The following is a 12,989-nucleotide window of genomic DNA, read 5'->3' as shown; positions in this document are numbered from 1 at the left end:
ATATGCATAACGGGCAATAGAACGGGCGATGCTGTATACTTGGTCGATGCGTCTGACTTCCTTTACCGATTACACACTGCGGACCCTGCTCCACCTGGGCAGCAATCCGGGCCGCCTGGTGACGATCCAGGAGATCGCGGACCTGCACAGCATCTCGAAGAACCACCTGATGAAAGTGGTGCACGAGCTGGGCCGCAACGGCGTCATCGAAACCGTCCGCGGCCGCAACGGCGGTTTCCGGCTGGCCCACAAGCCCGAGGACATCAATATCGGCGCCGTGGTCCGCCAGAGCGAGAGCGACTTCTACATGGCCGAGTGCTTCGACCCGGAAGGCAACCCCTGCGGCCTGGTCAAGGCCTGCGCCCTGAAGGGCGTACTGAGCAACGCCACCGCGGCCTACCTGGCCGAACTCGACCGCCACACCCTGGCTTCGCTGCTGCCGGAACCGGCCCCGCGCGACGGTTCGATTCCCGTCACCTTCCGCCGCAAGGAACAGCGGGCGGCCTGACGCGCCCGGCCCTTCGTCCTCCCGCCGCGCCGCCAGTCCGAGCGGCCGCCTCTGCACGCCCGCATAGTTGCAAATCCACATCGATTTCGATAGTTTACATTATCGATTTTTCCGATTTCGTCATTTATTGACGTAAAATAGTTTCCTCTCGTAAAAAGGCGTTTAGCCAATCAACGACATGAGGAAGCACACTGGGCTGTTCCTCCGGGACGGCCAGCCATGATCACCCTGCCAGGCGCACGCCGCCGCTATTCCGTCGCCAGGCACCTGCGCGCGCTGGTGCTGGCCTGCCTGTTGCCGGGCATTGCCGGGATCGGCACCATGCTGGTGTGGGAATACCGCGAAGAACGGGCGCGCTCGGCCGGCGAAACCGCCGCGGCGGCGCGTGCGCTTTCGCACGACGTCGACGCTTGGCTGCTGGGCGCGCAGGCGCTGGCCGGCACCCTGGCCGCGTCCGACGAAATCGCCGCCGGCGACCTGCCCGGCTTCGCGCGCCACGCTACCCGCGCGCTGGGCGCGGCCGGCATGGGAAGCGCCATCCTGCTCTACCGTCCCGACGGCAGCCTGGTGCTGAGCCTGTCGGCGGAGGCGGGCCGGCCGGCGCCCGGCGGCGCCCAGGACGGGTCGCATCGCGCGGCCATCGAGCGCGTCGTGCGCCACGGCGAAACGGTGGTGTCGAATCTCGCCGCCGCCCCCTCCCACGGCGCGCCCGCCTTCGGCGTGTACGTTCCGGTGCACGGTGCGACGGGCAGCACGGGCAAGGGCACGGCGGACATCACCGGCGTGCTGGCGGTCGCGATCCCGTCGACCAACCTGAGCGCGATGCTGGCCGGGCGCCAGCTTCCGCCTGGCTGGCTGGCCACCGTGTTCGACCGCGGCGGCATCATCGCCGGCCGCAGCCGCAACGCCACCCGCTTCGTGGGCCAGCCGGCGCGCGAGCGCCTGCTGCAGGCGTTCGCGCGGCAGCCGTCGGGCGTGCTGGAAACCGTCAGCCGCGACGGCGTGCCCAACCTGACCGCCTTCGCGCGCTCGCCGCGCACCGGCTACACGGCGATCATCGGCGTGCCGCTGGCCGAGCTGACCGCGCCGCTGTGGCGCAAGCTGGGCCACGTCGCGGCCCTGGCCCTGCTGCTGGGCAGCGCAGGCCTGCTGCTGGCGCGCCACATGAGCCGCCGCATCGCCGGCTCGATCCAGGCCCTGACCGAGCCGGCCGCCGCGCTCGGGCGCGGCGAGGCGCTGGCGGTGCCGCAGGTGGCGCTGGCCGAAGCGGCCGAAGTCGGCGCCGCCATCGAACGCGCCGCCGCCCTGCTGCGCGAGCGCGACGCGGTGCTCGGCGCCCAGCGCGAGGAACTGCAGCAATTCAAGTTTTTCGTCGAGCACGCCAACGAGATGCTGCTGCTGCTCGACGAACGGGGCCGGATCCGCTACGCCAACCGGATGGCGGCCGAGCGCCTCGGCTACACCAATGCCGAACTGCTGGAGATGACGCTGTACCGGATCGACCCGCACGCCACGCCGCAGCAGCTGGCCGCCGTGTTCGCGCGATACCGTACGAACTCGCCGCCACCCTTCGAGCGCGTCTACCGCTGCCGGGACGGCGCCGAGATTCCGGTCGAGATCACCGCCACCGTGCTCGAGCACGGCGGCGAATGGCTGGTGCACGTCATCCCGCGCGACATCCGCGAACGGCGCCAGGCCGAGCAGGCGCTACGCTGGGCCGCCACGCACGATCCGCTGACCCGGCTCGCCAACCGCACCCAGGCCTCGGGTTTCCTCGAGGACGCGCTGGAGAAGGCGCGCGCCGGCGCGCCCGGCGGCGCCCTGCTGTTCATCGACCTCGACCGCTTCAAGCCGGTCAACGACGTGCACGGACACGAGGTCGGCGACGCGGTGCTGGCCGAGATCGCGCGCCGGCTGCGCAGCTGCGCCGCACCCGGCGACCTGCTGGCGCGCATCGGCGGCGACGAATTCATGCTGGTGGCGCGCTGCGTCCCCGGCGCCCCCTGCGAGGCGCGCGAGCGCGCGGCGGCGATCCTGGCCGCCGTCGCGCAGCCACTGCGGATCGACAAACTCGACGTCGCGCTGTCGGCCTCGATCGGCATCAGCCGCTTTCCCGAGGATGGCCTGAATCCGGACGCCGTGGTGCACGCCGCCGACATGGCGATGCTGCAGGCCAAGGGCAAGGGCCGGGCCGGCTACGTGTTCTACTCGGCCGAGATGGGCGCCCAGGCCCAGTTCACGCTGGACGTGGAGCGGCGCCTGCAGTCCGCCCTCGACGGCGACGGCCTGCGCCTGCACTACCAGCCGATCGTCAACCTCGCTACCGGCGCGGTCGAGGGCGTGGAAGCCCTGCTGCGCCTGGAAGACGACGTGGCGCCGCCGGTGGGCCCGGCCACCTTCGTCCCGGTGGCCGAATCCTGCGGACTGATCGCCCCGCTCGGCGAATGGGTGGCGCGCGCCGCATGCGCCCAGCTGGCCGACTGGCACAGCCGCGGCTTGCCGCTGTCGGTCTCGATCAACGTCTCGCCGCTGCAGTTCCGGCGCCCCGGCTTCGCCGCCTTCGTGCGCCGGCTGCTCGCCGCGTCCGGCATCGCGCCGCGCCGGGTAATGATCGAAGTGACCGAGACCGCGGTGATGGAAAACCTGGCGGAGGCGATCGCGGTCCTGCAGGAGATCAAGGCGCTGGGGGTCAAGATCGCGCTGGACGACTTCGGCACCGGCTATTCCAGCCTCGCCAGCCTGTCCACCCTGCCGCTCGACAAGCTCAAGATCGACCAGTCCTTCGTGCGCCGCATCGGCAGCGACCGGGCCAGCCGCGCCGTCATCGACGCCGTGATCGCCCTGTCGCGCAGCCTCGACCTGGAACTGGTGGCCGAGGGCATCGAGACCGAGGCCGCCCTGCGCTATCTGCGCGAACGCGGCTGCCACCTCGGCCAGGGCTACCATTTCAGCCGTCCGCTGCCGCTGGCCGAGCTGGAAGCCTGGTGCGCGGGGCAGGTGCTGCGCGAGGCGCAAGCCTTGCCCGTCCAGAAACCGGCGCACGGGCTGCGCCGGCTGCACTGAAACGGCTCAAGCGCCGCGCGGCGCCGGCTCGACGTCGACCACCCAGGTGATGCCGAAGCGGTCCTTCAGCATGCCGTAGAGCGGCGTCCACGGCGCCGGGCTCAGGTCGCGCAGCACGGCCGCGCCGACGGCCAGGCTTTCCCAACGCCGCGCAAGTTCCTTGGCGTCCTTCCCTCGCAGCGAGACGAAACAGGCGTTCTCGCCCGGCTGCCATGGCGTGCCGCTGGCAAGGTCGCAGGCCATGATGCGAAAGCCGTCGGCGGCCGCAACCTGGCCCCAGATGATGTGCTCGGCATCGACCGGATCCTGGACATTGCCCATGTCGGCATAGGTGACGAGCGCCAGCTGGCCGCCGAACACGGCGTGGTAAAAAGCGAGCGCGGCGCGCGCCTGGCCCTGGAAGTTGAGGTGCGGGGTGACGGTGATGGACATGGTTTTCCTTATCGATATCCGGCTGCGGCCCGGTGCCGCAGCGCTGGAATGGCTGTTACTATATCCACCTCTACTGCCAGGAATTGTCAGTTGCCGATGTCCCGCTCCGAACGCCTGTTCCGCCTGCTGCAAGCCCTGCGCACCCTGCCCGCGCCCGTCACCGCCGCCCGCCTGGCGCAGGAAACCGGCGTATCGGTGCGTTCGGTCTATCGCGACATCGACAGCCTGCGGGCGTCGGGCGCCGGGATCGGCGGCGAGCGCGGCTACGGCTACACCCTGGTCGAGGACGGCGCCCTGCCGCCGCAGATGTTCGACCGCATCGAAATCGAAGCGCTGGTGCTGGGCCTGGCCGAAGTACGGCAGATGGGCGACCCGGCCCTGGCCGGGGCGGCCAATGCCGCGCTGGCGAAAATCGCCGCCACCCTGCCCTCGTTGGCCCAGCAGCACCTGCTGCACGCGGTATCGCAGGCGCACCGCTTCGGGCAACGCTTTCCGCCCCTGCCCGACATGGCCCTCATCCGCGATGCCTGCTGGCGCGAGCGCGCGCTGCGGATCCGCTACACCGATCGCAACGGAGAAGCCAGCGAGCGCACGGTGTGGCCGCTGGCCATCATGTACCTGGAAAACATCCTGGTCCTGCTGGCGCGCTGCTGCCTGCGCCAGGATTTCCGCATGTTCCGGCTCGAGCGCATCGAGTCCGCCGAGCAGACCGGCGAACTGTTCCGTCCACAGCGGGCGGCGCTGCTGCGCGCTTACCTGGCGCGGCTCGACTGGCCGAAAGAGGAAGAGCCCAATGCGAATGGCATGAAATCGCGTGCGTCTAGAGATTAATCAAGAAAAAGCGTGAATTCCCGCAGCCGGGGGATATTTGCCTCATGCCAAGAGTGGTAAGGTGGACGGTTTCAACACGGGAGCACGGACATGTTCAAGAAACTGGCGGCGGAAGCACTGGGCATCAGCGATATCGGCGTCATCGTCGGCCCGGCCGACTACAGCAAGGTCGATGCGGACGACTACCTGTTCAACGAGGACGGCGAGCAGATCTTCTTCCTCATCAAGAGCAAGAAGGACGAGTACTGCTTTACGAACCTGGCGCTGGTCCACGTGGACGGCGACTCGGCGGTGTCCTCGAAGCGCTCGATCAAGCGCTACGACTATGCCTCGCACAAGATCTCCAGCGTCAGCATCGAGACCGCCGGCACGCTCGACCTGGACATCGAACTCAAGTTCAACCTGGACGACGTGAAATTTTCGATCGACGTCAAGAAGGCCCACATCGAACAGCTCAAGGACATCTACAAGGCCTTGATCACCATCGGCAAGCAGCAGAAACGCGACGCGGTCTGCCGCGACAACGCCCTGCGCACCCTCGACGCCACGGCCTCGGTGCACAAGCTCAACATCGCGCCGGGCGCGGGCAGCCTGGTGAGCCAGTACGGCGAGCTGCTGGAAGCGCTCAACACCGCCATGCTGGACACGCACACCAAGCGCGACTTCAGCGACGTGTTCGCCAAGTACATCCACAACTGAGGAAATTTCCTCCCTACGCCGTCTTCCTGTGCGGGACCAGCGGGTCGAGCAGCTGCCCCGCCAGCGTATCCGCCTGCGGCGCGTCGAGGCCGACCTCTTCCGGCCAGTGGCGCGGCAGGTAATGGGTGCCGAACAGGCGGTCGAGCACGGGGAGAGTCGGCGCGTAGTTGCGGTTGATGTGCTCGCGCCGGCTGTGGTGCCAGTGGTGAAAAGCGGGCGTGCTGACCAGCCATTCCAGCGGCCCCAGGCGCCAGCGCAGGTCGGCGTGGATGAAGAAGCCCCAGAAGGTGCCGAGCACCAGCAGCAGCGCCGGCATGGCGCTGCCCGCGGCGTTCGGGCCGGCCAGGCCCAGCAGCAGGAGCGGCACCACGCCGCACAGGCGGGTGACGATCATGTCGACCGGATGCGAGCGCGTGTTGGCCATGAAGTACATCTGTTCGGTGCTGTGGTGGACGGCGTGGAAGCGCCACAGCCAGGGGATCTCGTGGCTCAGGCGATGGCCCCAGTAGAAGCCGGTTTCCGCGACCACGAAGGCCAGCGCGATCCGCGCCGCGGTGGGCAGGCCGTGCACGGCCGTGCGCACGGCGTCCGGCACCAGGGGCTGGAGCAGCGCCGCGAGCAGCGCGATCGGCGCGCTCAGCAGGACGACCGGCACCAGGCTGCTGATGAAGTAATAGACCAGGTTGTGGCGCAGCTCCGCCCGCGGCACGGGCGCGGCGCGCCTGCCGAACCAGCGCTCGAGCGGCACGAAGATCGCCGTCAGGAGCGCCAGCCAGACCCACAGGCGCGCGGCGCCGACGAGCATTTCCTGGACCGGCAGGCTCATCGTGCGGCGATCCTTACTGCGCGGTCGCCTTGCGGCGGCGCGCCATGAAGCCCAGCAGGCCGAAGCCGCCCAGCATCATCATGCTGACGGTCGACGGTTCGGGCACGTCGGCGCGCAGGTCGACGTTATCGAGCAGCATGAAGGGCGGCGCGCCCGGCGAATTGCTCAGGGCCAGGAAGGACAGCACCTGGTCGGCGCTTTCCGCGGTGAACTTCATGGTCGCCGTCTGCCAGCCGCTGAAGCCGCCGTTCTCGATCGACAGCTTTTTTGAATCCTGGACGGCCTTGCCGAAGCCGACGTGCCAGAAATTGTTCAGGTTGGGGCCGTCGAAGCCCGACTGCTGTCCCAACGCGTAATCGAAGCTGAGGAGGTAAGAGGCGCCCGGGGTCAGGCCGGTGATCGACTGGGACAGCACACCCGGGTAATACAGGGCGTCGGAAGCGAACACGTTGCCGTGGCTGACCACGGATTCGTACTTCTTGAGCGCGATGGCCGAGGCCCCGGTCGTGATCAGCCCGGTGTCGAGCACAAAGTTGTAGCCGCCGTCGTTGCCATTGCTGCTGGTCCACCCGACCAGGGTGGTGCGATTGGCCACGTTGAGCGGTTTGCTCGACAGCTGCTTGTTGCCGCCATTGGTCATCAGTTCGAAGTTGCCGTTGACGACCAGGGGAACGGCGCCGGCAGTATTGGCGGTGATGATGGCCAGCACGGACAGGCAGGACAGGATGGAACGGATACGCATGCGAAAGCTCCTTGGACGATATTGGCTGATTGTCGAGCGAAGCTGGAACCTCATCGTCAATTTCACCAGATTTTTACGTATCCTATCAGCAAATTGCCGATTTGAATCAATGATTGCTAAATTTTAATAGATTGTTATTCATATATGCAACTTTTGTTGCCCTAAACACACACTCCACCAGCGCTCAGTAGTCCGGCAGATCGATACTGTTCGAATCGCGCGCGAATCCCTTGCTGACGATCTTCTGGCCGAGCGAAGTCCCCGCCACCCGCAGCACGGCGCGCAAGATCGTCAGTCCCGCTTTCGAGTATGGCCACAGCAGGCGCGGCACGATCTTGGGCAAGCCCTGCCCTTCGTCGACGAAAGGCCGCAGCATACGCTCGTACCGCGCCAGGGCCGCCGCCGGATCGCCGCCCTTCGACACTTCGCCCGCCAGCACATAACTGCCGACCATGGCCAGCGTGGTGCCGATGCCGGACAACGGGGTCGGGCACCAGGCCGCGTCGCCGGTCAGCACCACCCGGCCGTTCGACCAGCGCGGCATGTGCACCTGGCGCAGCACGTCGAAATAGAAGTCGTCGACGTCGCGCATGGCGGCGAGGATGCGCGGGAATTCCCAGCCTTCGTCCGCGAACAGCGCGTGGATGAAGCGGCGCTGCTCCTCTTCGCTCCACTCGTTCTCGCCTTCCGGCTTCTTCTGGACGCCGAGGTAGGCGCCGAGCCTGCCGTTGCGCCCCGGCTTGAGCGTGGCGCCGCGGCCGCCGGTGGTGTTGTACTGGCGCGCATAGTCGCTGTCGCCGGGCTGGCCGGGGATGCTGAAGTAGGCGATCGTGATGTCCATCCAGCGCGGCGTGTTTTCGCCGGGGAAGACCAGTTCGCGGGTCGCGGAGCCGACGCCTTCCGCGACCACCACCAGGTCGTAGCGCGCCTGGCGCCCGCTCTCGAACGTCACGTCGACGCCGGACGCATCCTGTTCCAGGCCCTTGACGCGGTCGCCGAAGCGGAACGCCGCGCGTTCGCACACGGCGTCGTAGATGAGGCGGGCGATGTCGCCGCGCAGGATCTCCAGCTCGGCGGTCGGGCCGCTGTCGCCCTCCTCGTCACCGGCCTCGAAACGGGCGACCTCGCTGTCGTCCTCGGTCACCCAGGCGGTGCCCTCTTCCACCGTGCGCAGGGCGAAGGCCTGCTCCTCCAGCCCCATCCTGCGCAAGACCTCGCGCGCATTGCCGCGCACGTCGACGTTCTGGCCGCCGCCGCGAAATTCCGGCGCGCGTTCGACGACCTCGACCTCGAAGCCATGTTTGGTGAGCCACCAGGCGGCGGTATTGCCGGCGACGCTGGCGCCGGTGACGAGTATGCGAGCGGCCATGATGATCTCCTCGGGATGGAGGAAATATCATACCTGATATTATTTTTCCGCCGGGTCCAGGTTGTCAATCAGACGCGTGAGCAGGCTGACGCACTGCGCCGCCTCGGCCTGCGTGAAGCCGGCGACGCCGACCTCGTTGACCTCGACCAGCACGCGCCGGCCGACGGCGGCCGCTTCCTCGCCGGCGGCGGTCAGGCGCACCATGGCGGAACGCTTGTCGGTCTGCACGATTTCCCGTTGCACCAGGGCCATGCCTTCGAGCTTGTCTAGCAAGGCAACCATTGCCGGCTGTTTCACGGCCACGCCACGCACCAGGTCGCGCTGCAGCATGGAACCTTTCCAGGAGAGATACAGGAGCGGCGCGATCAGCGCCAGGCTCAGTCCGTGGTCGCGCAGGCGCGCATCGACCAGGCGGTTGAACACGCGCGCCGCGTGGTTGGCAAGATAACCCGGCGCGACGACCGCTTCGGGGTGGATGTCGGATTTCATCGGCGCAGCTTAGCGCACCGGCGAGCAGCGCTGCAACTACCTGACCCCGATGTTGGGTTGCCGTTTAGACCTGCATGTTCATGATGTCGTGATAGGCTGACACCAGTTTGTTGCGTACTTGCACCGTTCCCTGGAATGCGATGCTGGATTTCTGCATCGCGATCATCGTGTCGGACAAACTCACGGTATCATCACCCATCGCAAATCGCTGGCCCAGTTCTTCCGCGGTCTTCTGGGTGTTGCTGACCTGCTGCAAGGAGGTCTTCAGCGCGTCGGCGAAGTCGAGCTTGGCGACGCCGCCCTGGGGAGCCATCCCGCCCAGCCCGCTCGGCGCGACAGGGCCGGCAGCCGGCTTGGCCGCCGCCGCTTTCAACTGTTCCATCATCGCCTGGATGCGGCTGCTGTCGATACCGCCGATTCCACCAATACTCATCGTTTTCTCCGCTTGTCCCGGGCATGGCCCGCGAGACGTTCGTTTCAGGCTGTCAGAATATCAGCCGCGTTCCAAGTTCCTCGTTTGAAGAAGCACGGTTTCTCCCCCCTATTTCAGGGTTTGAATGTTGCCCTACGGCTTCATAATCTCGTCCAATCCCTCCATCCTGGAAGCAACTATTAACCATGGCAGCTGTCGCTGATGATTTGATCGATACCCCGGCGCCCGAACAGACGGGCCCGCAGGGCTTTTTCCAGACCACCATGGGCAAGCGCGTCGCCCTGGGCGGCGGCATCGCCCTGGTCGTCGCCATCATGGCGGCGCTCTGGATGTGGAGCCAGGCGCCGGAATACCGCGTGCTGTTCTCCAATTACAGCGACCGCGACGGCGGCGCGATCACCGCCTCGCTCGACCAGATGGGGGTCAAGTACAAGTTCTCCGAAGGCGGCACCGCGATCCTGGTGCCGAGCGAGCAGATCCCCGACCTGCGCCTGAAGCTCGCCGCGCAAGGCTTGCCGAAGGGCGGCAACGTCGGCTTCGAGCTGCTGGAAAACCAGAAGCTGGGCACCTCCCAGTTCGTCGAGCAGGTGAACTACCAGCGCTCGCTCGAAGGCGAGCTGGCGCGCTCGATCCAGTCGCTCGGCCCGGTCAGCAGCGCCCGCGTGCACCTGGCCATGCCCAAGCCCTCGGTCTTCGTGCGCGAACAGCAAAAGCCGACCGCCTCGGTCGTGCTGAACCTGCAGGCCGGCCGCGCCCTCGATCCGGGCCAGGTCAGCGCCATCGTCCACCTGGTCGCCTCGAGCGTGCCGGAACTGACCATCGGTAACGTCACCGTGGTCGACCAGACCGGCAATTTGCTGTCGGACACCTCGACCAAGGGCCCGGGCAAGCAGCTCGACCCGACCCAGCTGAAGTACGTCGACCAGGTGCAAGCCAACATCATCAAGCAGGTCGAATCGATCATCGCCCCGCTGGTCGGCAAGGAAAACGTGCGCGCCGAAGCGACCGCCGAGATCGACTTCGCCCAGGTCGACACCGCCGCCGAGATGTACAAGCCGAATTCGCCGCCGGAGCCGCAGGCGATCCGCAGCCAGCAAACCTCGGAATCGACCCAGCCGGGCGCCGGCGCCTCGGGCATCCCGGGCGCGCTGTCGAACCAGCCGCCGGGCGTGGCCACCGCGCCGATCGACGGCCAGGCGCCGCCGGCGGCCGCGGCACCGGCCGCCGGCCCGACCCGCAAGGACGCGACCACCAACTATGAAGTCGACAAAACCATCCGCTACGAACAGCGCCAGATGGGCGGCATCAAGCGCCTGACCGTGGGCGTGGTGGTGAACTACCGCCGCAGCGTCGACCCGAACACCGGCAAGGTCACCGTCAAGCCCTTGACCACCGCCGAAGTCGCCCAGATCAACGAACTGGTGAAGCAGGCGATGGGTTACTCGCAGCAGCGCGGCGACACCTTGAACGTGACCAATGCCCCGTTCAACGGCGTCGACAAGCCGGACGACACCCCGCAGGATCCGGACTGGTGGCGCGACCCGGCCAACCTGCCGCTGGCCAAGGAGATCGGCAAGTACCTGCTGCTGTTCGCGGTCCTCGCTTTCCTCTACTATCGCATCCTGCTGCCGCTGATGCGCCCGGCGATCAAGAAGTTCGACGAGGTCACGGCGCTGCCGCCGGAACCGGAGCCGGAAGAGGAAGAAGAGGCCGAGGAAGACGCCCTGCCGGACGAGGAAGAGCTGGAAGAACAGGAAGTCGAACGCCGCGCCCAGGGCTACCGGGCGAATCTGAAAATGGCGCAGGAACTGGCGAAACAGGACCCGCGGATCGTTGCTAACGTCGTGAAAGCATGGTTGGGATCAAATGAGTGACAAGGACAAGGAAGGCGTAACCCAGGCAGCGATCCTGATGCTGGCCCTGGGTGAAGAGGAAGCGTCGGAAGTGATGAAGTTCCTCGGCCCGCGCGAAGTGCTGAAACTCGGCGCCGCGATGGCGCAGATGAAGGCGGTGCAGCACAACGACGTGGTCAAGGTGCTGGAAGAGTTCGTCGAAGAGACCAATCTGCACTCGACCGTCGGCCTGGATTCGGACGAATACATCCGCCAGGTGCTGACCAAGGCGCTGGGCGACGACAAGGCCGCCGTGCTGCTCAACCGCATCCTGGGCGGCAAGGACGCCTCGGGCATCGAAAGCCTGAAGTGGATGGACGCGCCGTCGGTGGCGGAACTGATCCGCAACGAGCACCCGCAGATCATCGCCACCATCCTGGTCCACCTCGAGCGCGACCAGGCTTGCGAAATCCTGGCCAACTTCACCGAGCGCCTGCGCAACGACGTGGTGCTGCGCATCGCCACCCTGGACGGCGTGCAGCCGGCGGCATTGCGCGAGCTGAACGACGTGCTGACCAAGCTGTTGTCGGGCAACGAGAACATCAAGAAGTCGTCGCTGGGCGGTGTGCGCACCGCGGCCGAGATCCTGAACTTCATGAGCGGCGAACAGGAATCGGCGGTCATGGACAACATCAAGAACTACGACAACGACATGGCGCAGAAGATCATGGACGAGATGTTCGTGTTCGACAACATCATCGACATCGACGACCGCGGCATCCAGCTGCTGCTGCGCGAAGTGCAGTCCGAGATGCTGATCATCGCCCTGAAAGGCGCGTCGCAGGACCTGCGCGAGAAGATTTTCAAGAATATGTCGCAGCGCGCCAGCGAGATGATGCGCGAAGACCTGGAGTCAAAAGGTCCGGTGCGCCTGTCGGAAGTGGAATCCCAGCAGAAGCAGATCCTGCAGATCGTGCGCCGCCTGGCGGACGAGGGCCAGATCGTGCTGGGCGGTAAAGGTGAGGATTCGTTCGTCTGATGATTCCGAAGGAACAGCAGAGCGCTTACCAGCGCTGGGAAATGACCTCGTTCGGCGACGAGCGCCCGAGCACCGTGGCGCGCCGCGCCGCCATGGCGCCCGCCCCTGCCCCGGCCTCCGTTCCGGAGCCGGTGGAGATCGTGCAGCACGTGGCGCTGCCGACGCTCGAGGAGATCGAAGCGATCCGCGAACAGGCGCGTGCGGAAGGCTACGCGGAAGGGCTGGAGGAAGGCCGCGCGGCCGGCCACGCCGACGGCTATGCCGCCGGTGCGGCGCAAGGCCAGCAGGAAGCTTCCGCCGAACTGGAACACCTGCGCGCGATCGCCGCGACCTTCAGCGACGCCGTGGTGCAGGCCGACGAGACCATCGCCCACGACGTGCTGGAACTGGCCCTGCGCCTGGCGCGCGGCATGGTGCGCACCGCCTTCGACGTGCGTCCGGAACTGATTTTGCCGGTGGTGCAGGAAGCGATCGGCTACCTGCCGGTGCTGGCCCAGCCGGCCGTGCTGACCCTGAACCCGCAGGACGCCGGGATCGTGCGCGATGCGATGGGGCAGGAACTGATCAAGGGCGGCTGGCGCATCGCCGAGGATGCGACGATGGCGCGCGGTGGGTGCAAGGTGGATACGGCGTCGAACCAGATCGATGCGCAGGCGGCGGCCAGGTGGCAGCGCCTGACGCATTCCTTGGGCCAGAATATTGAATGGTTGGGTTCGTAGGGTGGGC

General features: G+C 66.8%; 13 protein-coding genes. 7 read left to right on the top strand and 6 right to left on the bottom strand.

Annotation, left to right across the window (positions count from 1 at the left end):
- Positions 1–46: 46 nt before the first annotated feature.
- Positions 47–508 (top strand): RrF2 family transcriptional regulator, encoded by a 462-nt coding sequence (locus LQ564_RS05080; protein WP_231056983.1) that lies wholly within the window; start codon positions 47–49, stop codon positions 506–508.
- 219 nt (positions 509–727) lie between these two features.
- Positions 728–3,571, top strand: coding sequence for a bifunctional diguanylate cyclase/phosphodiesterase (locus LQ564_RS05075; RefSeq protein WP_231056982.1), 2,844 nt, complete (start codon positions 728–730; stop codon positions 3,569–3,571).
- Positions 3,572–3,577: 6 nt separating this feature from the next.
- Here LQ564_RS05075 and LQ564_RS05070 read toward each other — a convergent pair whose 3' ends face one another.
- The gene (locus LQ564_RS05070; protein WP_231056981.1) at positions 3,578–4,003 is read right to left on the bottom strand and encodes a VOC family protein; all 426 of its coding nucleotides are present in this window, start codon (positions 4,001–4,003) and stop codon (positions 3,578–3,580) included.
- Positions 4,004–4,099: 96 nt separating this feature from the next.
- Here LQ564_RS05070 and LQ564_RS05065 point away from each other — a divergent pair, with 96 nt between their 5' ends.
- Both LQ564_RS05065 and LQ564_RS05060 read left to right on the top strand, forming a co-directional pair.
- Positions 4,100–4,834, top strand: coding sequence for a helix-turn-helix transcriptional regulator (locus LQ564_RS05065; protein WP_231056980.1), 735 nt, complete (start codon positions 4,100–4,102; stop codon positions 4,832–4,834).
- Between the two features lie 90 nt (positions 4,835–4,924).
- Positions 4,925–5,533: a PH domain-containing protein gene (locus LQ564_RS05060; protein ID WP_231056979.1), complete on the top strand. Its 609-nt coding sequence runs from the start codon at positions 4,925–4,927 to the stop codon at positions 5,531–5,533.
- Between the two features lie 13 nt (positions 5,534–5,546).
- On the opposite strand, the gene LQ564_RS05055 is transcribed toward LQ564_RS05060, so the two are convergent.
- From LQ564_RS05055 to fliE, 5 genes are all read right to left on the bottom strand, one after another.
- Positions 5,547–6,359 (bottom strand): sterol desaturase family protein, encoded by an 813-nt coding sequence (locus LQ564_RS05055; RefSeq protein WP_231056978.1) that lies wholly within the window; start codon positions 6,357–6,359, stop codon positions 5,547–5,549.
- Positions 6,360–6,372: 13 nt separating this feature from the next.
- A complete protein-coding gene (locus LQ564_RS05050) occupies positions 6,373–7,101 on the bottom strand; it encodes a PEP-CTERM sorting domain-containing protein (protein WP_231056977.1) in 729 nt (242 codons plus the stop codon).
- A 184-nt stretch (positions 7,102–7,285) separates the two neighbouring features.
- Positions 7,286–8,470, bottom strand: a complete 1,185-nt coding sequence (locus LQ564_RS05045) for an FAD-dependent monooxygenase (RefSeq protein WP_231056976.1) — start codon at positions 8,468–8,470, stop codon at positions 7,286–7,288.
- 39 nt (positions 8,471–8,509) lie between these two features.
- On the bottom strand, positions 8,510–8,959 hold the full coding sequence (locus LQ564_RS05040; RefSeq protein ID WP_231056975.1) for a MarR family winged helix-turn-helix transcriptional regulator: 450 nt from the start codon (positions 8,957–8,959) through the stop codon (positions 8,510–8,512).
- A gap of 64 nt (positions 8,960–9,023) precedes the next feature.
- Positions 9,024–9,392: a flagellar hook-basal body complex protein FliE gene (gene fliE / locus LQ564_RS05035; RefSeq protein ID WP_231056974.1), complete on the bottom strand. Its 369-nt coding sequence runs from the start codon at positions 9,390–9,392 to the stop codon at positions 9,024–9,026.
- Between the two features lie 185 nt (positions 9,393–9,577).
- Here fliE and fliF point away from each other — a divergent pair, with 185 nt between their 5' ends.
- From fliF to LQ564_RS05020, 3 genes are read left to right on the top strand one after another with little or no spacing between them, the layout of a single operon-like run.
- The gene (fliF, locus tag LQ564_RS05030; protein WP_231056973.1) at positions 9,578–11,266 is read left to right on the top strand and encodes a flagellar basal-body MS-ring/collar protein FliF; all 1,689 of its coding nucleotides are present in this window, start codon (positions 9,578–9,580) and stop codon (positions 11,264–11,266) included.
- A complete protein-coding gene (gene fliG / locus LQ564_RS05025) occupies positions 11,259–12,263 on the top strand; it encodes a flagellar motor switch protein FliG (RefSeq protein WP_231056972.1) in 1,005 nt (334 codons plus the stop codon). The genes fliF and fliG overlap by 8 nt, the downstream gene beginning before the upstream one ends.
- Positions 12,263–12,982: a flagellar assembly protein FliH gene (locus tag LQ564_RS05020; RefSeq protein ID WP_231056971.1), complete on the top strand. Its 720-nt coding sequence runs from the start codon at positions 12,263–12,265 to the stop codon at positions 12,980–12,982. Before fliG ends, LQ564_RS05020 begins: the two co-directional genes overlap by 1 nt.
- Positions 12,983–12,989 lie beyond the last annotated feature (7 nt).

Source organism: Massilia phyllostachyos (genome assembly GCF_021044825.1).
GTDB lineage: Bacteria > Pseudomonadota > Gammaproteobacteria > Burkholderiales > Burkholderiaceae_D > Telluria > Telluria phyllostachyos.
Note: the sequence above shows the minus strand (reverse complement) of the source record. Positions and strands in the feature narration are given on the sequence as shown.